Origin of the sequence: Oceaniovalibus sp. ACAM 378 (genome assembly GCF_008085915.1) — a bacterium.
Taxonomy (GTDB): domain Bacteria; phylum Pseudomonadota; class Alphaproteobacteria; order Rhodobacterales; family Rhodobacteraceae; genus Oceaniglobus.
Genome location: NZ_VSJK01000003.1, coordinates 34,905 through 58,863 on the forward strand (window position 1 = coordinate 34,905; position 23,959 = coordinate 58,863).

Genomic DNA, 23,959 nt, shown 5'->3' on the forward strand with positions numbered 1-23,959 from the left:
TCCGGTCTGTGAGACAAATTCATAATTCTCATCAACATCATGAGTCCCGCCGTGCATATCGAATTTCGCCACCTGCGTACAATCAAGGCGATCCATGACGCGGGCGGCGTGGCCCGGGCGGCGGATCAGCTGAATATAACCCAAAGTGCGCTGTCCCATCAGGTAAAGGGGCTTGAAGATCAGGCCGGGGTAGAGCTTTTCGTGCGCCGTTCGAAACCGCTGAAACTTTCGGCTGCGGGGATGAAGCTGTTGCGTCTGGCCGAACGGATACTGCCCGAGATCGAGGCGACGCAAGAGGAATTCGCCGGATTGGTCAGTGGCAAGGCGGGCCGGCTGCACATCGCCATCGAATGCCACGCCTGTTTTGAATGGCTGTTTCCGGTGCTTGAGAAATTCCGCCATGCCTGGCCCGATGTCGATGTGGATATCCGCCCCGGTCTGGCCTTCGATGCGCTACCCGCGTTGCAGAAGGAAACCGTGGATCTGGTGGTGTCTGCGGACCCTGAAAAGATTTCCGGCGTCGATTTCACGCCGCTGTTCGATTATGAACCGGTGTTCGTCGCGTCGGCCGGGCATCCGCTGGCGGCGAAACCGTTTATCGAGGCGGAAGATTTCCGCGATCAAACGCTGATCACCTATCCGGTCGAGCGGGCGCGGCTGGATGTCTTCACTGAACTGCTGACCCCCGCCAAGGTCGAGCCGCGCGGCGTGCGACAGGTTGAATTGACTGCCGTCATACTTTTGCTGGTCGCGTCGGGCCGCGGGGTCGCCGTGCTGCCCGATTGGGTGCTGCGCGAGGTGCGGTACCACTCTGACTACATCACCCGCCCGCTGACCGAAAAGGGGCTGACCAAACGGCTTTTCGCCGCGACGAGATCCGAGGATACGACAGTGCCCTGGATGTCGCATTTCCTGCGTCTCGCACGCAGCGAGCCGGTGAAATTGCAACGGGAAGGCCGGCGCGCCGCGGTTTGACGCGACGGGGTGTTTGTAAACCGGTGCCGCACTTTGGCGCGGCCCTTGGCAAAGCTCGTCCCTTCCCCTAAGACGCAGGCTTCAACCGGGGCCGGAGAAGACCATGCAGGGCAGTGCCAATCTGAACGTGATGATCAAGGCCGCGCGCCGCGCCGGACGGGCCCTGATCAAGGACTTCCGCGAGGTCGAGAACCTTCAGGTGTCGGTCAAGGGTGCGGGCGATTTTGTCTCAAGGGCCGATATCGCCGCCGAAAACATCATCCGCGATGACCTGATGAACGCCCGCCCGAATTATGGCTGGCTTGGTGAAGAAAGCGCGCCTGTCGAAGGCAAGGATCCAACCCGCCGCTGGATCGTCGATCCGCTGGACGGGACGACGAATTTCCTCCACGGCATGCCGCATTGGTGCGTTTCCATCGCTTTGGAGCATAAGGGCGAAATCGTTTCGGCGGTGATCTTCGACGCTGCGAAGGACGAAATGTTCGTGGCGGAAAAAGGTGGCGGAGCCTGGATGAACGAAAGTCGGATCCGCGTGTCGGGGCGTCGTTCGCTGATCGAAGGCGTCTTTGCGACGTCGATCCCGCATTCCGGCGATGCGGGTCTTCCCGGTGCGATTACCGAAATCGCCCGTGTGGCCCCTGCCACCGCCGCATTGCATGTGTGGGGGGCCGCAGCGCTGAACCTCGCATGGGTCGCGGCAGGCCGGTTTGACGGATATTGGGAGCAGCGGTTGAAGCCCTGGGATATTGCAGCGGGTGCTCTGATCTGCCGCGAGGCAGGTGCCCTGATGGCGCCGCTGCGGGTCGGACAATCAATCGTCGAAGATGGCAGTATCGTTGTCGCAAACGATGCGCTGTTTGATCCGTTCCTGAAACTCGTTCGCGGCTGATCAGGACCTCTTGTCGGATGGGTGGTTGCGCCCGTCGCTCCATGGGATTGGATCGAGATCGGGCAGGTATACGCCGTCAAGGCAGGCGGCGTTGATCCCCACCTCTTTGGGGTTGGACCGTCGGTTGTGGTGGGTATAGATTCCGCAGGTCTTGCAGAAATAGTGCACAGCCGTTTTCGTGCCAAATTGATAGCGGCTCAGGTTGTCGCTACCTTGCACAATTTCGACATTTTCGCGCAGCGCTGTCACTGCTGCGGCGCCCCGCCTTACACAAAACGAACAATCGCAGCGTCTGATGCTGTTCAGGCCATCGCTCAGCGTGACGCGCAGTTGCACAGCGCCGCAATGACATGTGGCCCGCAATCCTGTCACCGGCGTCGCCCTACGCGTGGCACCGATGAGGCGGAATATCGGTACTGCGCATCCGGATGCGGCGGGCGACCGGCAGTGCGGCTCCAATAGCCTGTGCCACCGCGTCTTCGCCACAGAGGCAGGGCCATCATCACTCCGGCCGCGAATCCTCCCGCATGGGCCCAATAGGCCACACCGCCCATGTCTGTGGTGCTGTTCAGGCTGGAAAACATCTGCAACCCGAACCACACACCCAGAACGATCCAGGCCGGCATCGCAAAGATGCGGAAAAACACTATGAAAATGATCATCACATCCACCCGGGCCTTGGGGAACATCAACAGATAGCCGCCCATCACTGCCGCGATTGCGCCCGACGCGCCGACCATCGGTATGGTCGATCCGGGGGCCGAGAGAGTTTGCGCCAACCCTGCAGCGATGCCGCCCGCCAAATAGAATATCAGAAACGGCCCATGGCCCATCTCTTCTTCCAGGTTGTCGCCAAAGATCCACAAGAACAGCATGTTGCCCGCCAAGTGCAGGAACCCGCCATGCATGAACTGTGAGGTGATATAGGTGACGGGATCGGATTTTTGAGGGATCAGCGCCCAGTTGAAGTAAAGCTCGGACAGTGCCCGCTGGTCGTCGCCGATGGCGAGGGTCAGCAGGAACACTGCAACATTGGCCACGATCAGCGCCCAAGTAACAAAGGGCGTGCGCAGGGATGGGTTGTGGTCGCGGATTGGAAACATGGGCGGAAGATGTGCCCATGTTTCCCGGCTTCGTCAAGGTTTCCCCTCAGGCAGTGGCGGCCTCGGCCAGCAAGGCAGCGTTGCCGCCTGACGCGGTGGTGTCGATGCAGATGTGGCGTTCATAGGTCACGTCATTTTGCGTGACCGTCCCGGTGATCAGCGGCACGATCGGCCCGTCGCGCCGCGACAAGGCAAGGCCGATGGCCCGGGACGTGTCGCTGTCACCCCACCAGACTGTGCCGCCGAAGATCGGAAGAGTTTCCAGCGTTTCGGTGTCGAGACGCGCAAGGATGGCAGTGCCGCCCAAGGCTTCGACGGCTTGTTTCTGAGCCGCGCGCAGATTGTCTGATGGCCCGAGACACAGCAGGGGCAGGCGCGGATGGATCGAGAGCCGGTTCGATTCACCCGTTGGGCCCGGCAGGTCTTTCGGATTTTGTTTCATGGGCTTGAGTGGTAAACTTAATGTACGCGACAGGGTGGAAGTATCGCTTTGCGGCAGGCTGTCCTCGCCTGCCTGCCCGCGATCCTTTGGTAGCTCGGCGGTGAAACGCGGTAGATAGGATGGGCCACCCGCCTTTGGGCCGGTGCCCGACAGGCCCTCGCCGCCGAAGGGTTGCGAGCCGACAACCGCGCCAATCTGGTTGCGATTGACATAGATGTTGCCCGCCGCAATGGCATCCGTCACCTCTTGCACCCTCGTGTCGATGCGGGTGTGCAGCCCGAAGGTAAGCCCGTATCCCGTCGCGTTGATATCGGCGATCACCCGGTCGATCTCTCCGGCGCGGAAGGTGGCGATGTGCAGAACCGGCCCGAATATTTCTCGTTTCAGTGCCGCAATACCCGGAATTTCAATCACGGTGGGGGCGATGAAATGGCCCTGTTTCGGCGCGCTCAACTGTTTGTCCAGCCGACCCTCGGCTCGGGCCTGACCTATGTGATCCGCGATCTGCGCGCGGGCGGTTGCATCGATCAGCGGACCAGTGTCGGTGGCCAGATCCCACGGATCGCCCAGCGAAAGCTCATCCATCGCACCAAACAGCATCCTTTTGAAATCGCTGGCGATATCTTCTTGCACATAAAGACAGCGCAGGGCCGAGCAGCGTTGCCCCGCCGACTGGAACGCCGACATCACCACATCCCGCACCGCCTGTTCCAGCAGCGCAGTGGAGTCGATGATCATCGCGTTCAACCCTCCGGTTTCGGCGATCAGTGGCGCGCCGGGGGCCATATGCGCGGCCATTCCGGCGCGGATCTTCAACGCCGTCGCGGTTGATCCAGTAAAGGCCACGCCCGCGATCCGCGCGTCCGAGGTCAGCGCCGCGCCGACCGTGCCGTCTCCGGGCAACAGTTGCAAAGATGCGCGGGGCACGCCCGCAGCATGGAGCAGGGTGACGGCAAGATGGGCGACCAGCGGAGTTTGTGGCGCGGGTTTGGCGAGTACACCGTTACCTGACGCCAGCGCCCCTGCGATCTGACCGGTGAAAATGGCCAGCGGAAAATTCCAAGGTGAAATGCAGGTGAACACGCCGCAGGCAGGGTGGGTCAGATGCGCGGATTGGGCGGCATAGTAGCGCAGGAAATCCACTGCCTCGCGCAATTCGCCGACACAATCGGTCAGCGTCTTGCCCGCCTCACGCGCCAGAAGGGTGAAGAATGCGCCAAAGTTCTGTTCGTAAAGATCGGCGGCGCGGTTCAGGATTGCCGCGCGTTCCGATTGTGCCACATCCCACGGGGCAGCGGCGGACAGCGCGGTTTCCACATCCTCAGGGGAAGCATTCTGGACCTTGCCGATCTGGGTGCCGTCCGTCGGGCTGTGCACCGGCTTGGGCTCGCCGGGTGCCACCGGCCCGGCCAGAATCGGCGCGGCGTCGAAACTGGCGGATATATCACGCGCCGCCGCGATTTTTGCCAGAGTTGCCGCGCTGGACAGATCGAAGCCTTTGGAATTGTCCCGCTCGGGGGCGAACAACTCGGTACCCCGGCGCACCGGTGCCTTGCGGTGGATCTGATCGAAGGGGTCGGCGGCGACCTGTTCGGGGGTTACGTCTTCATCGACGATCTGGTTGACGAAGGATGAATTGGCACCGTTCTCCAGCAACCGGCGCACCAGATAGGCCAGCAGATCGCGGTGCGCGCCCACGGGGGCATAGATGCGGCAGTGGGTGTTTTCCTGCTCCAGAACGATATCGTGCAACCGTTCACCCATGCCATGCAACCGTTGGAATTCGAACGAGGATTTGTCATCGGCCATATGCAGGATCGCGGCGACCGTATGGGCGTTGTGGGTGGCTAGCTGGGGATAAATTCGGTCGGTCATGGCCAGCAGTTTGCGCGCATTGGCGATATAGCTGACGTCGGTGGCGGGTTTGGCGGTGAACACCGGGAAAGACGGCATGCCAAGGGTCTGGGCGTGTTTGATTTCGGTGTCCCAATAGGCGCCTTTTACCAGTCGTACCATGATCTTGCGATCCAGCCGTGTGGCAAGGGCGTGCAGCCAGTCGATGGTTGGCGCACAGCGCAACCCATAGGCCTGCACCACCACACCAAAGCCATCCCACCCGGCCAGTTCGCGGTCGGCCAGCACCTGTTCGATAACCTGAAGCGACAGGGTCAGGCGGTCGGCCTCTTCTGCGTCGACGTTGAACCCGATGCCGAGGCGCGCCGCCTGCCGGGCCAGCGTCGTGACGCGCGGCACCAGTTCTTCCAGCACGCGGTCGGTCTGGGCCACCTCATAACGGGGATGCAGCGCCGAGAATTTCACGCTGATCCCCGGGTTGGCGCGAATGTCGCCGTGGATGGCAGCCGGGGCCATGGCATCGATCGCCCGCGCATAGGCGGTGGTATAGCGCGCGGCATCGGCGGCAGTGCGTGCCGCTTCGCCCAGCATGTCGTAACTATAGGTATAGCCGCGCTTTTCCATGTTGGCAGCGCGTGCCATCGCCGCTTTCATATCCTCGCCCAGCACGAATTGGCGGCCCATTTCCCGCATTGCCCGGGCCACCGCAGTGCGGATCACCGGTTCGCCCAGCCGCTTGACCGCGCCGCGCAGGGTGCCGACCAGACCGGGTTTTTCCCCCTCGAGCACCTTGCCCGTCAGCATCAAAGCCCATGTCGAGGCATTGACCAGCGATGACGACGAGCGTCCCAGATGCGTACCCCAGTCTGACGGCGCGATCTTGTCTTCGATCAGATCGTCGATGGTGGCAGAGTCAGGCACCCGTAACAGGGCCTCGGCCAGACACATCAGCGCAACGCCTTCGCCGGTGGAAAGGCCGTATTCGGCAAGAAACACCTCCATCAAGCCGGGTTTTGCGCTCGACCGGATGCCGCTTACAAGGGTCGCGGCCCGGGCGGATATGGCGGCGCGGTCACTGGGCGACAGTGCGGCTGTGTCGATCAGACCGGCCAACACGCTGTCGGCATCGCCGTATTTGTCGGCGGTAAAGGGCAGGGCGGGTGAAGTAGAAGTCTCACGCATGTGGCAGGTTCCCCAAACCGGAATGAATTTACCCACTGTAGCGCCGATTTGGCGTGACTGTTGCCCGGATATCGGGAAAAGTCAGGTGAATGGCCTGATTTAAGCGAGGATTTCGATGCAAACGGACAGTGGCGATTTGGATCGATTCGACCGCGCGATCCTGACTGTTCTGGCGGTCGAGGGCCGGATCAGCGTGACCGATCTGGCCAAACGGATCGGGCTGAGCAAATCGCCCACCCAGACCCGCCTGAAGCGTCTTGAAACCGATGGGGTGATCGCCGGATATCGCGCGTTGATTGATCCGGTGCGCGTGAAGCGTGAACATGTCGCCTTTGTCGAGGTCAAGCTGACCGACACGCGCGAATCGGCGCTGGCCGCCTTTAACGCCGCCGTTCTGGCCGTGCCCGAGGTGGAACAGTGCCACATGATCGCCGGTTCGTTCGACTATCTGCTCAAGGTGCGCACGGCTGATATGGTCAGCTATCGCGCGGTTCTGGGCGAACGGATTTCGTCACTGCCCCATGTGGCGCAGACCTCCACCTATGTGGCGATGCAGTCGGTCAAGGATGTCGCGCTGTAGGTGCCCGAGTTTTAAGCGCCTGCGCCTTGGATTTCCGGGCGTCAGGTCTCGGCGTCGCCGCCTTCAACCCTTGTCTTGAAGCGGTCGAAGAATTCGTCCGACAGCTTGCGCGACACCCCGTCGATCAGCCGGCTGCCCAGCTGCGCCAGCTTGCCGCCGATCGACACGTCGGCGACATAGGAGAGTTCGGTGCCGCCCTCGACCTCGGTCAGCACGACATTGGCGCCGCCCTTGGCAAATCCGGCCACGCCACCCTTGCCCTCGCCCGAGATGCGATAGCTTTCGGGGGCGTTCACGTCGGACAGGGTGACCGCGCCTTTGAACGTCGCTTTGACCGGACCGATCTTTTGTTTGACCACCGCTGCGAACCCCTCGTCGGCGTTGCCGGTCAGTTCTTCGCAGCCGGGGATGCAGGCCTTCAGGGTTTCGGGATCGTTCAGATGTTTCCAGACCGTGGCTCGGTCGGCTGAAATGATGCGGCTTCCGGTCAGTTCCATGAATTTCTCCCTGTATAGGTCCAGCGATACCGGGCAGTTACGGGCGGGTAAAGCATCATTCTGCGGCGGCCTTGATGGGCTGCTCGACGGGTATGGTCGGCGGCAGGCCCAGATCACGGCGGTTCAGTTCGGTTTCCAGCGGCACCTGCTGCTCTTTGAAATTGATCAGCCAGGCCTCATGGGCGCGGTCGGATTGTTCCTTGCCCGCGCGCATCGACGCGCCCCACATGGTTGCAAAAACCGTGGACAGCATCAGGGCCAGCACAGCGGAAAATACCAGCCGCGTGGCATAACGTATCTTTTCCGCCTGCGCGCTTTCCCGACTGCCGCCTGCCAAAGGTGCAATCTCGGCGTTGGTGTCAGTGACGGGGGCAAAGGCCGTCAGCCAGCGGTCCTGGCCCAGGGATTCCCGACGCAGCGTCCAGCCGAGATAGCCGGTGATCAGCGTGATCAAAGCCGGGATGACCGCCTGAACCACCGGTTCGCGACTGGCACCAAGAATTAGCCCGATGGTCGCACCAACGGTGGCAAACAAGAGCGCAATACGACGCGAATGGCCGTCGGTGGTCGCAAAACATGCGATGACAAAGATCACCAGCGCGATCAGAACGACGGGCAGCACCCCGGTGAACAATGCAGCGATCAGGTGCTCGAAGAACACGACGAAATGGCCGGAGATCAGATCGATCATTGCTCGAAAGTGACCGGTGTGGCGTCTTTTGTGACGGGGTTGCCGGGGCGAGGTGAGGGCATCGGATCGCACATCAATGCGCCATCAAGCACACGGCATCCGGCAGCATCGGCCTGCCCACTTAGCAGGGCCAGCATCAGCGCGGCAATTGCGCTCTGGGTCATCATTCGGTCCTTCGATCTGTCGGTTCCGGGTAACGCTAGGGGGCGGCGCGCTTTCTGGCAAGCGCCGACAAAGCGCCAACAGGAAAACTGTGTCTGTCCGTCCCGGATGTGGCAGGGCAGGAAGCCGGTCCGTGCTTTGTCGATGCGCTTTGTATCAGCGACGGACGGATGCGCAGATCGGATCGCTCTGAACCGTCACCGGGTTTCTGCATCGCCAGTGCGACGCGGTCGCGCTGGCTTTTGCAAAGCCTTGCTGTCAAGTGGCAACCACCCGTTCTCGCCGGACCGTATAGATGGCACAGACCATCGACAGCGCCGCGGTCACGACCATCAGATACAGCAGCGGCAATGCGCCGTCGCCGCGCTCCAGCATGCGACCGGCCAGAACCGACAACGCAGCTCCGCCGCCGATCGCGATCGCACCGCCCAAACCGCTGGCGGTGCCCGCCAGATGTGGGCGAACCGACAACATTCCTGCGGTGGCATTGGGCAGGACAAGCCCGTTGCCGATCCCGACGAAAACCATGAACCCGAAGAACACCCAGACCGAGTCGTATCCCGCCAGAAACAGCAGCATTGCGATCAGCAATCCTCCGGCAGACAGGGCCGCGCCCCAGATGATCATTGCATTGATGCCAAAGCGGACGGAATATCGCCCGGTCACGAAGTTTCCCGCCATATACCCGATGGCGGGCGAACCGAAAAACAACCCAAGGCTGGCGGGCGTCAAGTTGAACACATTGGTACCGACATAGGGCGCGCCACCGAGATAGGCAAAGAACGCGCCCGATGTGAACGCCGCCGAAAGCGCGTAGCCCCAGAACCTGCGCGACCTGAGAAGTTCGGGATATTCGCGGATCTGCGCCGTCAACGTCATCGGACGCGGCACGGCGGTTTCACCCAGATCGCGCCAGGTCAGCCACCAGATTGCCGCCCCTAGCCCGGTTAAAAGCCAGAACGACGCTTGCCAACCGAACACGTCATCCAGCGCGCCACCCACGGCGGGAGCCAGCATCGGTGCCACCGCCATGCCCATGGTGACATAGCCGATCACCGATGCCGCCTGATCTTGGGGCACCATGTCGCGCACCGCCGCCCGGCTTAGGACAATTCCGGTTATAACGATGGACTGGATCACACGCAGAAGCAGAAATATCTCGATCGTCGGCGCGAAAATACAGCCCAGCGACGCCGCGACGAATACGCCAAGCCCGAAAAGGATCACGGGACGACGACCATATCTGTCGGACACCGGGCCAACCACAAGTTGCAGCAGCGCATTGCCCGCAAGATAAAGTGAGACCGCCAATTGCATTGTCGAATATTCAGTATCGAAATAAACGGTCATTCCCGGCAGCGACGGTAGGAACATGTTCATAGCAAGCGTCGATATGCCGGCCAGCAAAATCAGCGTGAAAATTGTCGGAGGGGTGGTGCGGTCTAGAAATCGCACGGGGATCGCGTTGTTCATGGCGCGCAAGCTAGGCCAGCGCAGAGGGCGCGTCCAGAGCCCGCGTTGCCGATCAGGGATAAGCTCAAGGATGCTGGTCGCCGAGCGCTGACCAAAGCGCCCGGCGCGATGCGCAGGGGCGCTGACCCAAGGCTTGAACAGCGCGTTGTTGACCCGGCGACAGCTATTTCAGTCCGGCCGACGGGCCAGTTCCTCGTCGCGTTCGAGAGGGATTTCTGCTTAATTTCCAACGTCGTTGTCAATCCGGGGCAGGAACCATGCCAGCAGCCCCGCAAGCGGCAGGAAAGAACAGATCTGATAAACTGTTTCGACGCCATAGCTGTCTGCCAACACGCCAAGAAACGCCGCTGCGACACCGCCAAGTCCGAAATTCAGCCCATAGAACAGACCGCCGATCAACCCGATCCGGTTGGGCAGAAGATCCATCGCATAAATCAGGATCGAGGCAAAGGCGCTGGCCATGATCAGATTGATCATGATCGTCAGTGCGCCGGTCCAGAACAAGTCTGCGTATGGCAGGATCAGCGTCAAGGGCAGGGGCCCCAAAACCGAGATCCAGATGATCCGGTAACGACCGATCCGGTCGCCGACGATTCCGCCGATCAATACTCCGAACGCCGCAGCGAGCAGAAAGACAAAAAGCATCAATTGTGAGGCAGGAATGGAAAGTCCGAAGCGTTCGATCAGATAGAAGGTGTAAAAAGACCGGAAACTCTCGCCATAGGCGTTTTTGGTAAACATCAGAAAGGTTAGCACGACAAGTCCGACGCCGATTGTCCGCGGAGAGTATCGGACAGTCTCGACGTCAGTTTTTCTGCGCGCCCGCATCGCCGCGAATTCGGCGCTGATCTGGCGTTGTTTGCTGCCGATCCACATCAGCAGAATCATCGCCATAAGTGCGCTGACAGCGAACCAGGCAAGGGTCGGCTGGCCCCATGGCACGATAATCAGTGCGGCAAACACCGGCCCAAGCGCCCCGCCAGCCTGTCCTCCGACCTGAAAAATACCCTGGGCAAGCCCCTGCCGGCCGCCGGCCGCATAGCGGGCCATTCGCGTCGCTTCGGGGTGAAAAATCGACGAGCCGATGCCGATCAGCGCCACAGATACCAGAATTGTCGGATACCCTTGGGCGAACGCGAGGCTGACCAGACCGGACAGAGTGAACATCATCCCGACCACCGGCGAATAGGGTGCGGGATGGCGGTCGGTGACCATACCGATCACCGGTTGCAGCAAGGCACCGGCGATTTGGAATGTGAGGGTAATCATACCGATCTGGACGAAATCCAGATCATAGGTCTCTTTCAGGATCGGATAGGCCGCCGGAATCAACGATTGCATCAGATCGTTCAGAAGATGTGTCACACCCAGAACCATCAGTACGACCAAATGGGTTCCAGAACGGGTCGCAATCTTCATGTCAATCGTCTTCCACTTGCGGGGGCGGGGGGTAATATGGCCAATTACTCACACCGCGCCGGGAGCCGCAAGGCGCGCTATTTTGAAACCGTGTCAACGCCCCCATAAAGCCAGGGCTTTGTCGCGCTGTTCAGTTCAATTGAAAGACTGTTATTTCAGGAAAATGCTCATATACAGAGCGGTATCCACCGTCTTCGCGTATTCGGCCAAAGGCAGGTGGCAGGAGTGCGGGGCAAAACTCTCAATCAAAATCAATTGAGTTTCGCCCCGCTCCGAGCCGCATCGGGCCCTTTGGCAACAGATATTGCCTTGATACGCGAGGAATGACGTTACTCAGACAGGTACATTGTCGAATAACAGGTCATCGTCACAGTTTGATGCACTGAATGCGGGTTTCAACTCAGTGGCGTTTATCAAACTGTACAGGCGGCGCGCAGCGCGCTTCTTCTCAGTGGTGCTGGCACTGGCGATGAGACGTTCCAACGCGACTATTTTGTCTTCGAGCTTCAACATTGTCATGGCAGCCTCAATCTGGACAACAGGTGACTTGCGGGAACATTTCGGGAAAATGTGCCCTGCCGGAAGTACCGAGGGTGCCCTTGTTTCAAACTGGTGAAGGATCACAATTTGCTTGCAAGAGCCCTGTCGGATGAAATCGCGCGCAGACCTCTCCCCCGAAGTTCGACGTGCAGGTTCAATATCCTCTGTCCGGGCGGGACGGGCACTGACACAAGTTAGGATTGAGTAAGGGTGCGGTGCACTCGGCTGGAAGTTGCCGAAGGTTCTTTGTCAAGACGGAGGAATGACTTGCAGCATGTTCGCCTTGGCCGGGACTGACTATCTTTAAAATGAAAACAAACCCTTATACTCGGAAAAATGGCGGTAGTCGCGCCACCCGATCTTCGCTCCCTCAATTGCGAGCCCCCTGAGCCGCGAGCACCGAAGAATTTGGGTGGCGATAGATGCATGGTAACATCACCCCGTGACTTGATCGGAGACCGCAAAGTTCAGCGCACGATAAATTCGGCGTGTAGCGCACCCGCAGCCTTGATGCTTTTCAGTATGTCGATCATGTCGCGGGGCGATACTCCCAGTGCATTCAAGCCTTGAATGACTTGCGACAGCGACGTGCCGCCAGGCACTTCGGCAAGGCCGATCCCGGGTTCTTCCTCAATTCCGGCTGCGGTGCGGGGCAGTACAACCGTTGTGCCGGGGGAAAACGGATTGGGCTGCACCGCTTGCGGCGCTTCTTCAATCCGAAGCGTGATGTTGCCCTGACTGACGGCCACCCTGCTGATCCGGACGTCTTCGCCCATGACGATCGTTCCCGAGCTTTGATCGACCACGACGCGCGCCTTGCGTTGAGGCGAGATTTCGATGTTTTCGATCCGTCCCAGCGCATGGGCCGGCGAAGGCAAACGGGTTGCGGCAATGTCGATCAGAACTGTGCCCGCATCCAGCATTACCGCGACCGACCGATTGAGGTTGCGGTTGATCGCCTGTTCGATCCGTCCAGCAGTGGTGAAATCGGGTGTGCGCAGGGCCAGACGGATTGAGGTGAGCCCCGAAAAATCGAAGTCGATTTCGCGCTCTACCCGGGCGCCGGAGGGTATAATGCCCGACGTCGGAACGCCTTGGGTGACCGATGCGGCATCGCCCTTAGCCACCACGCCCCCCGCAAGGATCGTACCCTGTGCCACGGCATAGATCTGCCCGTCGGCGGCATTCAGCGGTGTCATGACAAGCGTTCCGCCCATCAGGCTGCCTGCGTCACCGATTGCAGAGACCGTTACGTCGATCTGTGCTCCGGCGCGGGCGAACGGCGGAAGCGCGGCGGTAACCAGCACCGCCGCCACGTTTTTCGGGCGGAACTGTTCGCCGGTCACGTTGACCCCCAGCCGTTCAAGAATTGTTGCCATGATGTCTTCGGTGAACGGCGCGTTGCGCATGCCGTCGCCTGTGCCGTTCAGCCCTACGACAAGGCCGTAACCGACCAGATCGTTGCCCCGCACCCCGTCGAATTCCACCAAATCCTTGATCCTGACCTGTGCGGGCGCGAGCTGTGGCGCCAGAAACAGAACCAGTACAATCAATGCGCGCAGGGCGATCAACGCAAATATCCTGTCAGGTTCAGCTGCGATAGCCGGGCGGTCACCGTGTAAAAGGTATCAAGTTGCGACTGGACGGCCTGCAACCGGGTCGCCGTATCATAGGGGTCGGCGGTGACCAGTTTGGCCAGGGAATGTTGCAGGCTGGCGGTTTCGGCGCCATTTCGGCTGCGCGCCGCATCGATCCGCGCCTCGGCGGTGCCGACCGACGCCGACAGCGCCACGATGCCCGCCGTCGCGCCCAATAGATCGTCCCGGGCGATGGAAATAAGGTTCGACTGGTTTTGGATGTCACCGGATAATGCACCCCGCGCCAAAAGCGCACCTTTGGCCGTCGCGGCCAGCATGGCGCGCAATTCGGACTGTCGCGCGTCGATCCCGGGGGAAACCGTGTCTTCGGGTGTAAGCCTGAAGGGGGCGAGAGGGTCCGTGCTGCCAAGATAGCGCGCGGTTTCAAATGTGCCGCCGGGCGCGAAATATGCGTCAACCACCGCCGAGACATCTTCGGCGGTGGCGGTGCCGGGGAGCAGTGCTGCAAGATCGTTAAGGATCAGTTTGGGATCGGCGACAGCGCGGGATTCGGTATCATCACCGGAAAACAGCGACCGGCCTGCGACAGTGGTGTTTAAAGTGCCAACCAGGGCCTCGAACCGGCTGCTGGCTTCTTCGCCGAAGTTATGGATCAACGCCGGGCTCGTGGTGTTCTCCATGGCAAGCGCGGCTTCTGTCAGACCTTCGATCTGGGTTTTGACCCGTTCAAGCGATTGCTGCAGTGTGTTGGTAAAGAGATCGGCCTCGGCGGTGACAGTGTCGAATGCCCTGAGGCGCGACAGGCTGCGTTCCAGCGCGGCGACCGGAGCCATGTCGCCCGACAGCGCGCTGCGCAGATCGGACTTGCGTCCGCTGGTCAGTTCCTGCGCCAGCGTATTCAGGTCTGTGCGGATCCGGGCGTTGAAAATACGGTTCGAGTAGCTGGCGGAAAGCGTTCCGATGGATTGCAACATGGTTCAGATCTCCAAAAGGCGGCGCATCATTTCGTCGACCGCCTGGATTACCCGGGCGTTGGCACCATAGTTTTGTTCGATCAGCAGCAGCTTTTGCATTTCCTGATCCATGTCCACACCGCCCATAAATTCTTGTTGGCGCAGGGTATCGGCGCGGGATTGGGCAAAGGTCTGGGTTTCCTCCGCACGAAACAGGCTGCCGTTGACTTGCGCCATGAATTCCGAGGCAAAAGTGGCGGCCGATTGTGCACCGCCCAACGCGGTGGCGCGTGGCGCATTCAGGGCGTCAGTGAGCGCGTGCAGCATGCCGGCCTGTCCGACCGCTCCGGAGGTCGCCGCGCCCAACCCATCCCGCAGCCGCCAAACGGCACCGCCCTGTTCGGGATCTGCCAGCGCGTTCAGGCTCAGCCGCTGGGCAAGTCCTTCGGTGGGAGAGACGGTCAGGGCATTGCCGCTGTCGGTGAACAGTCCGGGCGCGCCGGGCGCACGTGTGGTGTCGATCGAAGGATCTTCGAAACGCTGGATCAGGTCCCGGGCGAAGGCGTCAAGTTGCGCCTGGGCCTCGGGTCCCGAGGAGTCGCGGATCACGAACAGACCCTCAAGCCGCCCACCATCCATCCGTCCGTCGCCCCCCGGCGTGACCGCACGCCCGTCGATCGTCAGCCCCGACAACTGCCCCCCGGCGAGAGACATGCCCGGGGTGACCGCATTGGCCGGCGTGAATTCGATGGTCGCGACACGGCTGTCAAGCAGCACCTGCCCGCCGGTGGTGACCAGTGCGACCACATCGCGATCCCGGGGAATCTGACGAATGGGGACAATTTGCGCGATCCGGTCGATCAGTTGCTGGCGCTGGTCCAACAAGGGATTCATATCGGTTTTACCGGCATTGCGGGCGATGTCGGCGTTCAGTTTGGCAACCTGTGCCAGCGTGGTGTTCAGGGTTTCGATATCCCGCGCAATGGCGGCATCGGCGGCGTGCCGCTCCGCCTGAATCCCTTGGCCCGCCTGATTGATCTGGTTGGCCAGTGACCGGGCCGCAGCGGCGACGCCTTCAAGGCGGGTGGTGGAGTCTGGTCGGCTTGCCGCCTCGATCAGGCGGCCCTCAAGCGTGGCAAGCCGCCCGGTCAGCGAGTTGCTGCTGTCGGCGCTGCCCAAAAGGGCGGCGAACCGGTCGAGAAAGCCGGTGCGGGCGCTGTCACGCTCAAGCCCGGCATCGGCGATCCGGCGGTCAAACAGAACCGCCGGGTCGACGACCCGGACGATCCCGTTGACCTGAACGCCGCCCAAGCTGGCTGCGGAAAGCGACACTTCGCGCCGTCCGTATCCTTCGGTCAGGGCGTTGGCGATGTTTGCGGACACCACCTGTGCGGACCGTTGGACTGCGGACAACCCGCTGAGCGCGTTGGACAATGTGGCGGACATGCTCATGTTCTACTCCTCGCAGACGGCAGGGGGATATTCAGCGTTTGATATTCGTGGTTTCCTGCATCATCTCATCGACGGTCTGGATCACCTTGGCATTCGATGAATAGGCGCGCTGGGTCTGGATCAGGTTGGTCAATTCCAGTGCCACATCCGTTGTCGATGCCTCCAATGTATAGCCTTGGGTTTCGCCCGTGGGTCCATCACCGGCATTCCACAGGAACATCGGACCGCTTTCCATCGACAGGGAATAGGTCTGATCGCTCATCGCGTTCAGCCCGTTGGGATTGGGAACGTCAATCAGCGGCACCTGATAGATCGGTCGGTTGAAGCCGGTATCGAAGATTGCGCTTACAATGCCGTTCGGATCGATCTCGACCCCGACAAGGTTACCGACGGGGGATCCGTTCTTGGTCAACTCGGTCGGGGCAAAGCTGGCGGCAAGCTGGGTCAGGCCGTTGGGGGTACCGGGCAGGCCGATGTTCAGGTCGATATCGCCGCCGCCGAGTGTCAGCGTCACCTTGCCGGTGGCCGGGTCATAGGCGCCGCCTGTGGTCTCGGTGATCGTGGCAAGGGTGCCGCCGTTGGTCGGGCCGTCGTTGAACGTCACCTCATATTCGCCGACGGTGGCGCCGTTGGATGCGGAGTCGGTGATTGTCATTGTCCAGGTGTTGGACGATCCGACCGCGGGAATCGTGGGTGTAAAGCTGACGTTCAGGGATTCAGCCTGACCGAGGTTGCCGAAATATTCGACCGACAGATCCCGCGCCGCGCCTGCCGCGCCGGCATTCGTGTCTGTGGATGGCAGGTTCGCCCCCATGGTGATCCGGGTCGTGGGGTTGGCTGCGAACTGATTTTTGGTGACGACAATGGGTTCCAGCGACGCGCTGGTGTCGCGCGCCACGGCAGGCAGGGTCCCGTTGGCGTTCAAACCCCAGCCCATCAGCACCTGCCCCGATGAATTGGTCAACACGCCCTCGGCATCCGGTCGGAACGATCCGGTCGTCATCAGAGCCAGCGGCAAGACACCCGGCTGGCCGACCGCGGTGCGGTTGGTGACTGGCAGAAAGCCGCGCCCGCCAATCGTGATGTCCATCGAATTGTTGGTGCCCTGAACCATACCGCGATCTTCGATCCTGCGCGCCGTCGTGGTGGATACACCACCTGCGGTATATGTCCCCTGCTGCCCCGCCCGGCCGCCGACGACCATCGAGTGAAAGTCGGTCACCACCCTTTTATAACCGAACGTCGACGAGTTCGCGATGTTGTCCGAAATGCCGGCCAACCGTTGCGCGTTGGCGTTCAGTCCTGCGACACTGGCCGCCAGGGAGGAGGAGATGGTCATGAAAGCGCCTTTCTGATGCGTTTTTCTCAGTCCTTTCCCTGTTAGGCGAGCAGCCTTAACATGACGCTAATACCTAAAATGGCGGCCATTGCGTTCAGCGCAGCAGGGTAAGCTCGATCCGGTTGTTGCGCACGGACATCGGGTTGTCGGTCACAAGATTCCGGTCGGCATGGCCGGTGACGCGTTGTACCCGGTTTTCAGGAATAAATGCGGGATTCAGCATGCCCCGCACCCGATGCGCCCGCTGGGTCGAGATGTCCCAGACCGGATTGTTCAGGCGCACGATGGGCTCTGAGTGGACATGCCCGCCGACGGCGATTTTGTTGCGCGCCAGCCCAAAGACCGAAGAGACGATCCCGGTCAGCTCGTTCAGCAGTGGCGTCGGAACGTCCGATTCGCCGTCGAAAAGCGGTTCATCGGGCAGGTCGAACAGCTCGACGATCAGACCTTCGTCGGTCACGCGCGTCAGGATATGGCGGGAAAGCGCATCGTCGAGCATGCTTTCGCCGGACCGCGCCATCAGCAATTCGGCCAGTTCGGTCAACTGTTCGTCGTTTGTGGTGCCGTCCGTCGATTCTGCTTTGCTGATATCGGTTCCGGTTTCACCGCGGGATTTATCGCTGTCCGCATGATAGGTCTGCGTCGCGCCCACACCACTCTGCGCCAGGCGATCTTCGGAAAATACGGTGTCGCCGTTGAACGACCCTGTTCCGCCGCCCGACACGCGATTGATGGTGATCGTCGGGTTGAAATAATCGGCTATTCCCTTGCGCTGATTTTCGTTTGTCGCGCCGAGAAGCCACATCAAAAGGAAGAAAGCCATCATTGCGGTCACGAAATCCGCATAGGCCACTTTCCAGGCACCACCATGGTGCCCGCCACCGCCGACGATCTTCTTACGTTTGATGATCACCGGCGCATTTGCATGCGCAGTCATTAAAACTCACCCCTTTACCCACCGCTGCCCGGTTTAACAGGGGTGGGTGAAAGGGGGCTTAACTTCTAAAAAGCGGCGCTTACGGTAGCGCAGGAGTGTCGCGCACGATCCTTTGGCGCTCACAGGCGTTGGGCGGCAGGTGAAGCGGGGAATGGACGCGATCGCGCAGGCCTTTGCGACGCAGGGTTATCCTACACGTTATTTTGCCTTTCGGCATGGCGGCGTTAGCTCTGTGGCAGTAGTCCTGAGTTCAGCAGGCGCAATCAGGGGGCGGCGATGATCGATCTGACGGTTAACGGAACGCAGCACCGGGTTGATGTATCGCCCGATATGCCGCTTTTATGGGTTTTGCGCGATGAACTGGGACTGACCGGCACGAAATACGGCTGTGGTATCGCCCAATGTGGCGCCTGCACGGTGCATGTCGAAGGTCAGGCGGTGCGTTCCTGTCAACTGGCCATTGGCGATCTGTCCGGTGAGGTGACAACGATTGAAGGGCTGGGAACGCCTGAGGCGCTGCACGCCGTTCAGGCGGCCTGGATTGAACATCAGGTGGCGCAATGCGGATACTGCCAGTCGGGACAGATCATGCAGGCGGCAGCGCTTTTGTCGGTGAATCCGGCGCCTGACGACGACACCATTGATCACGCCATGTCGGCCAACCTGTGCCGCTGTGGCACCTATCCCCGCATCCGCGCAGCCATCCATGGGGCGGCTGCCAAACTTGGGGGGGCGTGATCCATGGCCGTTGCCACCATTGCGCGCCGCGGTTTTCTGATCGCATCGGTTGCCATTGCCGGCGGGGTTGCCTTTGGCACGTGGACGGTGCGTCGTCCCGCCGACAATCCGCTGGCCAAGGGGCGCGAGCCCGGGCAGGCGACGTTCAACGCCTGGGTGCGGATCGGGCCCGACGGGATCGTGCTGATCACACCCCATGTGGATCTGGGGCAGGGGACGACGGCGCTGCAATCCACACTGATTGCCGAGGAAATGGATCTGGACCCGGGCCAGTTCACCACTGATCCCGGCCGCCCCGATGGCGCCTATTGGAATACCGCGCTGGCGGCCGACGCCGTGCCGTTTCGATATACCGATGACAGCATCCCCGCAGAAGCCCTGCGTGACATGGCGCGCAGCGCGTTCAAACTGATCGGCGCGCAGGTGACAGGCGGGTCCAGCACCGCCTCCGACAGTTTTGACAAGCTGCGCCATGCCGGCGCGGTGGCGCGTGAAACGCTGAAGGCGGCGGCAGCGCAAAAGACCGGGACGGATGTGGCCGATCTGCGCACCGAAAGTGGCGCGGTCGTGCTGAAGGACGGAACGCGCATTGCCTATACCGATCTGGCCGGGATCGCCGCCGGGATCGACCCGGTCAAGGTGACAAAGCTGCGCGATCCGTCAGAATGGCGGCTGATCGGCCATGATGTGCCACGGCTCGACATTCCCGCGAAATCCACCGGCGCTCTGACCTATGGCATTGATCTGACGATGGAGGGCATGGTTCACGCGACCTGCCGGGTGAACCCGCGCAAGGGTGCGGGGATGCGAGGCTTTGATGCATCAAGGGCCGAGGGCATGCCGGGCGTCCTGCACATTGTGACGTTGGAAAACGGTGTGGCCGTGGTGGCGACCAACACATGGTACGCGATGCAGGCGATGAAGGCGGTACGTATCGACTGGGATACTGCGCCATATCCAGCGGAACAGGCGGATCACTGGGCCGAGGTGGCGGCATCTTTCACCGAAGAACGGCTTGATTCCGTCTGGCGCGATGACGGGGATATTCCCGCCGCGCTGAACGGCGGTGCGGTGATCGAAACCGAATACCGCGCGCCCTATGTTGCGCATCAGCCACTGGAACCGCTCAGTGCTTTGGTCCGCGTGACCGGGGACCGCGCCGATCTGTGGGTCGGTCATCAGATGCCGCGTTTTGTGCAGCAACGGGTGGCCAAGTCGACCGGTCTGCCGGAAAGTTCGGTGCATTTTCACAATCAGTATGTCGGCGGCAGTTTCGGTCACCGGCTTGAGTTTGAGAACATCGACCGCGCGGTTGAGGTGGCGACGGCGTTGAAGGGTGTTCCGGTTAAGCTGACCTTCACCCGCGAGGAGGATTTCGCACAGGATTTCCCCCGCCAGATCGCCATGGCCCGTGCCCGGGGGGTGGTGAAGGACGGCAAGGTTCACGCGCTGGATCTTGGCATCGCCGCCGCCTCTCCGTCCCGGTCACAGGCGGCGCGGCTGGGGCAGTCGATCCCCGGACCCGACAATCAGATCGTCGCGGGGGCGTGGGATGTGCCGTACAGATTGCCGCATCACCGGGTCACCGGATACGCGGTGCCGGGCCTGTCGCCGGTCAGTTCCTGGCGCTCGGTCGGGGCGTCCCATGCCGGGTTCTTTGCCGATTGCGCGCTGGACGAGTTGATCCATGCAGCGGGTGCCGACCCTTTGGCGGAACGCTTGCGCCTGATTGCCGATCCTGTGGCACGCAAGGTGCTTGAGGCTGTGGGCGAAATGTCGGATTGGGGCGCGCCGCTGGGTGCGGGGCAGGGGCGCGGTATCGCCTTTGTGGCGTCCTTTGGGGTGCCCGTGGCCGAGGTGGTTGAGGTGACGATGACGGATCGCGGCATCCGGCTGGACCGGGTGTTCGTTGCTGCCGATGTCGGTCGGGTGATCGATCCGCTGAACTTTGAAAATCTCGTGCAGGGTGGCGTGATCTGGGGATTGGGCCATGCGATCAATTCAGAGATCACCTATTCCGACGGCGCGGCGCAGCAGACGAATTATCACATGGCCGAGGGTCTGCGCCTCTATCAGACGCCCGAAATTATCGTGCGGGGGCTGGAAAATGGCACCTCGGTGCGCGGTATCGGCGAACCGCCCGTGCCCCCCGCTGCTCCGGCTCTGGCCAACGCAATATTCGCCGCCACCGGGCAACGGATCCGGGAAATGCCGTTCAACCGGCACATCGCATTTATATGAGGCGCCCTATGAAACTCCGCCCCGCGCTGTTCCTTGGCACCATTCTGGGGCTTGCCAGCGTCGCGCTGGCCGACACTGGCGGGCTGACCGTAACCGTCCCGCCCGAGGGATCGGTGCCAATGGCCGAGGGGCTGGCCGCCTGGGACAGGATCAACGAGGTTTTCACCCATCCCCGCTGTATCAACTGCCATGTGGATGCGGATGCCGTGCCGCTCTGGACATTGATGGGCGAGACGGCAACCCGGCCCCACGGCATGAATATCATCGGCGGCGAAAGTCGGATCGGCGCGCAAACGCTGACCTGCTCCACCTGCCATGTCACATCCGAACGGCCCAACACCCTTCCCCACGCACCGCCCCATGCCAATATGGACTGGCAGTTGGCCCCGGTCGAGTTTGTCTGGACGGGCCGCACATCGTCCGAAATCTGCGCTCAGGTCAGAAATCCCGACACCAACGGCGACCGGGATCTGGCGGGGCTGATCGAACACATCACCCACGATGCCGAGGTCGGCGGTCTGATTTCATGGGGCTTCAATCCCGGTGGCGGGCGTGATGCCGCGCCCGGAACCCTGCAATCGCATCTGGACGACATCATCGCATGGGGCATCGCCGGCATGCCCTGCCCAGAGGAGTGACCATGGATCGTGATGAAAGATTATACCTGTCTGCGGCGGTGTTCCTGCTGGTGTCGGGCGTACTGCATCTTGGAGTGCCACTGCTGGGAGGGTTTTCGACGTTCGGTCTTTTGTTGGCACTGGTTGCACCGTTCTATGGGCTGATCGCGCTGGGCCTGCTGCACAACTGGCGCTGGCTCGCATGGCTCGCTTTTGTGGTGCTGCTGATCGGCAGCGTCGGCGCTTTCACCGAAACTGCGGGGCCGATCACCGGTCCGGCGTGGATTTACTGGGTGATCCTGTTGGCAAATCTGGGCGCGCTGGTGACGCTGTTCACGATCCTTTGGCGCCCGGCGCGGCAGACATCCTAGGGATGCATCTTGTGGCGTATTTGGTCAGCTCCGCCATATATTGACAATGTTCCCGTCTTGTTCTATATGTTATGGAACAAGCGATGGAGCGGACCAATGGACTCTGCAAGTCACGAAACTTCGGCAAGCCTGATCAGCAATGATTATCACCGCCTGCCGGTCACGGAAAAACAGATCAGATATGCGCGTCAGATCGCGCAGGGCACCGGAGCAACCCTTCCGGGCGAGGTGCAGTCAGACCGGCGCGCATTGTCGAACTGGATCGATGAACACCGCGCTATTCTGGCGAAAAGCAAATTCTCGAACTACCCCAGTTCGAAACAGGTCGCCTTTGCTGAACGTATCGCCCGCATCAAGCGGCGTGAGGTCCCCCCGGAATGCTTTCGCGACCGGGTGATGATGTCACGCTGGATCGACAGCAATATGTAGCTGTGGCGTCCGGTAAAGAACGACGGTTTCCTATTGGTGATCATGTTGGACTTGTTGGCCTCAGGGGCTAACAATACCGGCAAGGCATGGTCGCGAAAGGACATCCGATGGACAAGCCCCCTGCAAGGCTGCTCAGCGCGGCGACGCCGGTTGGAACGGTCGCCGGGTACATGCCCGGGTTTGGCAATGATTTCGAAACCGAGGCTTTGCCAGACGCCCTGCCGCAAGGCATGAATTCGCCGCAAAAGGTGAATTATGGGCTTTACGGCGAACAGCTTTCGGGCACCGCCTTTACCGCGCCCAGCCATCAGAACGAACGCACATGGTGTTACCGCATCCGACCTTCGGTCAAACACACGCACCGTTTCAAGCGTCTCGATCTGCCCTATTGGAAATCCGCCCCCCATGTTGATCCGGATGTCGTGTCGCTTGGCCAATACCGCTGGGATCCGGTGCCCCATTCCGACCAGCCGCTGACTTGGCTCAGTGGCATGCGCACGATGACCACGGCGGGCGACGTCAACATTCAGGTCGGCATGGCCAGCCATGTCTATCTGGTGACGGATTCGATGGTCGATGCCTATTTCTATTCGGCCGACAGCGAGCTTTTGATCGTCCCGCAAGAGGGGCGGTTACGGTTTTGCACCGAACTCGGCGTCATCACAATCGAACCGCAGGAAATCGCGATCATTCCCCGCGGGCTGGTTTACCGTGTCGAAGTGCTCGACGGCCCGTGTCGCGGTTTCGTCTGCGAGAATTACGGTCAGAAATTCGATTTGCCCGGGCGCGGACCGATCGGTGCCAACTGCATGGCGAACCGGCGCGATTTCAAGACACCGGTCGCGGCCTTTGAGGATCGTGGGACACCATCGTCCGTGACCGTCAAATGGGCCGGGCAATTTCATGTGACGCATATCGGCCACAGCCCGCTGGATGTGGTGGCATGGCATGGCAACTATGCGCCGTGTAAATACGATCTGCGCACCTATTGTCCGGTGGGCGCGGTGCTGTTCGATCATCCGGACCCGTCGATCTTTACCGTTCTGACCGCGCCCTCGGGGGTGGAAGGCACGGCGAACATCGATTTCGTGCTGTTTCGCGACCGTTGGATGGTCGCCGAAGACACGTTTCGCCCGCCCTGGTACCATAAGAACGTGATGTCCGAACTGATGGGCAACATTCACGGCATATATGACGCCAAACCCAAAGGGTTTGTTCCCGGCGGGATGAGCCTGCACAACATGATGTTGCCCCATGGCCCCGACAAAGCAGCTTTTGAGCGCGCGTCGAATGCCGATCTGGAAGCCGAGAAATTGAAAGACACCATGTCGTTCATGTTCGAGACCCGCTTTCCCCAACATCTAACCCACTTCGCCGCAAAAGAAGCCCCGTTGCAGGATGACTATATTGATTGCTGGGCCGATCTCGAAAAGAAATTCGACGGCACGCCCGGCAAGAAATAGCGTCAGGCTGAGAG

General features: G+C 61.0%; 23 protein-coding genes. 9 read left to right on the plus strand and 14 right to left on the minus strand.

The annotated features are described in order from the left end of the window. Nucleotides 1–51 precede the first annotated feature (51 nt). Together FQ320_RS04180 and FQ320_RS04185 are read left to right on the plus strand one after the other, a co-directional pair. Nucleotides 52–975, plus strand: coding sequence for a LysR family transcriptional regulator (locus tag FQ320_RS04180; RefSeq protein ID WP_148470355.1), 924 nt, complete (start codon nt 52–54; stop codon nt 973–975). Between the two features lie 103 nt (nt 976–1,078). Next, a complete protein-coding gene (locus FQ320_RS04185; RefSeq protein ID WP_148470356.1) occupies nt 1,079–1,864 on the plus strand; it encodes an inositol monophosphatase family protein in 786 nt (261 codons plus the stop codon). Here FQ320_RS04185 and FQ320_RS04190 read toward each other — a convergent pair whose 3' ends face one another. The 3 genes from FQ320_RS04190 to putA are packed head-to-tail and all read right to left on the minus strand — an operon-like array spanning nt 1,865 to nt 6,445. After that, nucleotides 1,865–2,227 carry a GFA family protein gene (locus FQ320_RS04190; protein ID WP_148470665.1) on the minus strand — a complete coding sequence of 121 codons (363 nt, stop codon included), beginning with the start codon at nt 2,225–2,227 and terminating at the stop codon, nt 1,865–1,867. It abuts the gene before it with no gap. A 5-nt stretch (nt 2,228–2,232) separates the two neighbouring features. Beyond that, a complete protein-coding gene (locus FQ320_RS04195; RefSeq protein ID WP_148470357.1) occupies nt 2,233–2,967 on the minus strand; it encodes a rhomboid family intramembrane serine protease in 735 nt (244 codons plus the stop codon). Nucleotides 2,968–3,013: 46 nt separating this feature from the next. Beyond that, a complete protein-coding gene (putA, locus tag FQ320_RS04200) occupies nt 3,014–6,445 on the minus strand; it encodes a bifunctional proline dehydrogenase/L-glutamate gamma-semialdehyde dehydrogenase PutA (RefSeq protein ID WP_148470358.1) in 3,432 nt (1,143 codons plus the stop codon). Nucleotides 6,446–6,560: 115 nt separating this feature from the next. On the opposite strand from putA, the gene FQ320_RS04205 reads away from it, so the two are divergent. Next, a complete protein-coding gene (locus FQ320_RS04205; RefSeq protein ID WP_148470359.1) occupies nt 6,561–7,025 on the plus strand; it encodes an Lrp/AsnC ligand binding domain-containing protein in 465 nt (154 codons plus the stop codon). A gap of 41 nt (nt 7,026–7,066) precedes the next feature. On the opposite strand, the gene FQ320_RS04210 is transcribed toward FQ320_RS04205, so the two are convergent. The 11 genes from FQ320_RS04210 to FQ320_RS04255 all read right to left on the minus strand — a co-directional run bounded on the left by FQ320_RS04210 (nt 7,067) and on the right by FQ320_RS04255 (nt 18,086). Beyond that, complete coding sequence (locus FQ320_RS04210; protein WP_148470360.1) at nt 7,067–7,522, minus strand: CoxG family protein; 456 nt, start codon at nt 7,520–7,522, stop codon at nt 7,067–7,069. Nucleotides 7,523–7,577: 55 nt separating this feature from the next. After that, nucleotides 7,578–8,213 (minus strand): hypothetical protein, encoded by a 636-nt coding sequence (locus FQ320_RS04215; protein ID WP_148470361.1) that lies wholly within the window; start codon nt 8,211–8,213, stop codon nt 7,578–7,580. Beyond that, the gene (locus tag FQ320_RS25510) at nt 8,210–8,377 is read right to left on the minus strand and encodes a hypothetical protein (RefSeq protein WP_187393769.1); all 168 of its coding nucleotides are present in this window, start codon (nt 8,375–8,377) and stop codon (nt 8,210–8,212) included. The genes FQ320_RS04215 and FQ320_RS25510 overlap by 4 nt, the downstream gene beginning before the upstream one ends. Nucleotides 8,378–8,633: 256 nt before the next feature. Beyond that, entirely contained in the window at nt 8,634–9,848 is a 1,215-nt protein-coding gene (locus tag FQ320_RS04220; protein WP_148470362.1) for a multidrug effflux MFS transporter, read from the minus strand. Nucleotides 9,849–10,067: 219 nt separating this feature from the next. Further along, complete coding sequence (locus FQ320_RS04225) at nt 10,068–11,267, minus strand: MFS transporter (RefSeq protein ID WP_148470363.1); 1,200 nt, start codon at nt 11,265–11,267, stop codon at nt 10,068–10,070. Nucleotides 11,268–11,600: 333 nt separating this feature from the next. Next, on the minus strand, nt 11,601–11,786 hold the full coding sequence (locus tag FQ320_RS04230; protein ID WP_148470364.1) for a hypothetical protein: 186 nt from the start codon (nt 11,784–11,786) through the stop codon (nt 11,601–11,603). Between the two features lie 488 nt (nt 11,787–12,274). Further along, on the minus strand, nt 12,275–13,369 hold the full coding sequence (locus tag FQ320_RS04235) for a flagellar basal body P-ring protein FlgI (RefSeq protein WP_148470666.1): 1,095 nt from the start codon (nt 13,367–13,369) through the stop codon (nt 12,275–12,277). 5 nt (nt 13,370–13,374) lie between these two features. Further along, a complete protein-coding gene (locus tag FQ320_RS04240; RefSeq protein WP_148470365.1) occupies nt 13,375–14,379 on the minus strand; it encodes a flagellin in 1,005 nt (334 codons plus the stop codon). Between the two features lie 3 nt (nt 14,380–14,382). Continuing rightward, on the minus strand, nt 14,383–15,810 hold the full coding sequence (flgK, locus tag FQ320_RS04245) for a flagellar hook-associated protein FlgK (RefSeq protein WP_148470366.1): 1,428 nt from the start codon (nt 15,808–15,810) through the stop codon (nt 14,383–14,385). A gap of 31 nt (nt 15,811–15,841) precedes the next feature. Continuing rightward, nucleotides 15,842–17,149: a flagellar hook protein FlgE gene (locus tag FQ320_RS04250; protein WP_148470367.1), complete on the minus strand. Its 1,308-nt coding sequence runs from the start codon at nt 17,147–17,149 to the stop codon at nt 15,842–15,844. Nucleotides 17,150–17,243: 94 nt separating this feature from the next. Then, the gene (locus FQ320_RS04255; protein ID WP_148470368.1) at nt 17,244–18,086 is read right to left on the minus strand and encodes a flagellar motor protein MotB; all 843 of its coding nucleotides are present in this window, start codon (nt 18,084–18,086) and stop codon (nt 17,244–17,246) included. A 279-nt stretch (nt 18,087–18,365) separates the two neighbouring features. On the opposite strand from FQ320_RS04255, the gene FQ320_RS04260 reads away from it, so the two are divergent. From FQ320_RS04260 to hmgA, 6 genes are all read left to right on the plus strand, one after another. Beyond that, complete coding sequence (locus FQ320_RS04260) at nt 18,366–18,824, plus strand: (2Fe-2S)-binding protein (RefSeq protein WP_148470667.1); 459 nt, start codon at nt 18,366–18,368, stop codon at nt 18,822–18,824. A gap of 3 nt (nt 18,825–18,827) precedes the next feature. Further along, nucleotides 18,828–21,065: a xanthine dehydrogenase family protein molybdopterin-binding subunit gene (locus tag FQ320_RS04265; RefSeq protein WP_148470369.1), complete on the plus strand. Its 2,238-nt coding sequence runs from the start codon at nt 18,828–18,830 to the stop codon at nt 21,063–21,065. Between the two features lie 8 nt (nt 21,066–21,073). Further along, entirely contained in the window at nt 21,074–21,703 is a 630-nt protein-coding gene (locus FQ320_RS04270; RefSeq protein WP_148470370.1) for a hypothetical protein, read from the plus strand. A gap of 2 nt (nt 21,704–21,705) precedes the next feature. Beyond that, nucleotides 21,706–22,053 (plus strand): hypothetical protein, encoded by a 348-nt coding sequence (locus tag FQ320_RS04275; RefSeq protein WP_148470371.1) that lies wholly within the window; start codon nt 21,706–21,708, stop codon nt 22,051–22,053. Nucleotides 22,054–22,149: 96 nt separating this feature from the next. Then, a complete protein-coding gene (locus FQ320_RS04280) occupies nt 22,150–22,482 on the plus strand; it encodes a hypothetical protein (RefSeq protein WP_148470372.1) in 333 nt (110 codons plus the stop codon). A gap of 107 nt (nt 22,483–22,589) precedes the next feature. After that, nucleotides 22,590–23,945, plus strand: a complete 1,356-nt coding sequence (hmgA, locus tag FQ320_RS04285) for a homogentisate 1,2-dioxygenase (protein ID WP_148470373.1) — start codon at nt 22,590–22,592, stop codon at nt 23,943–23,945. Nucleotides 23,946–23,959 lie beyond the last annotated feature (14 nt).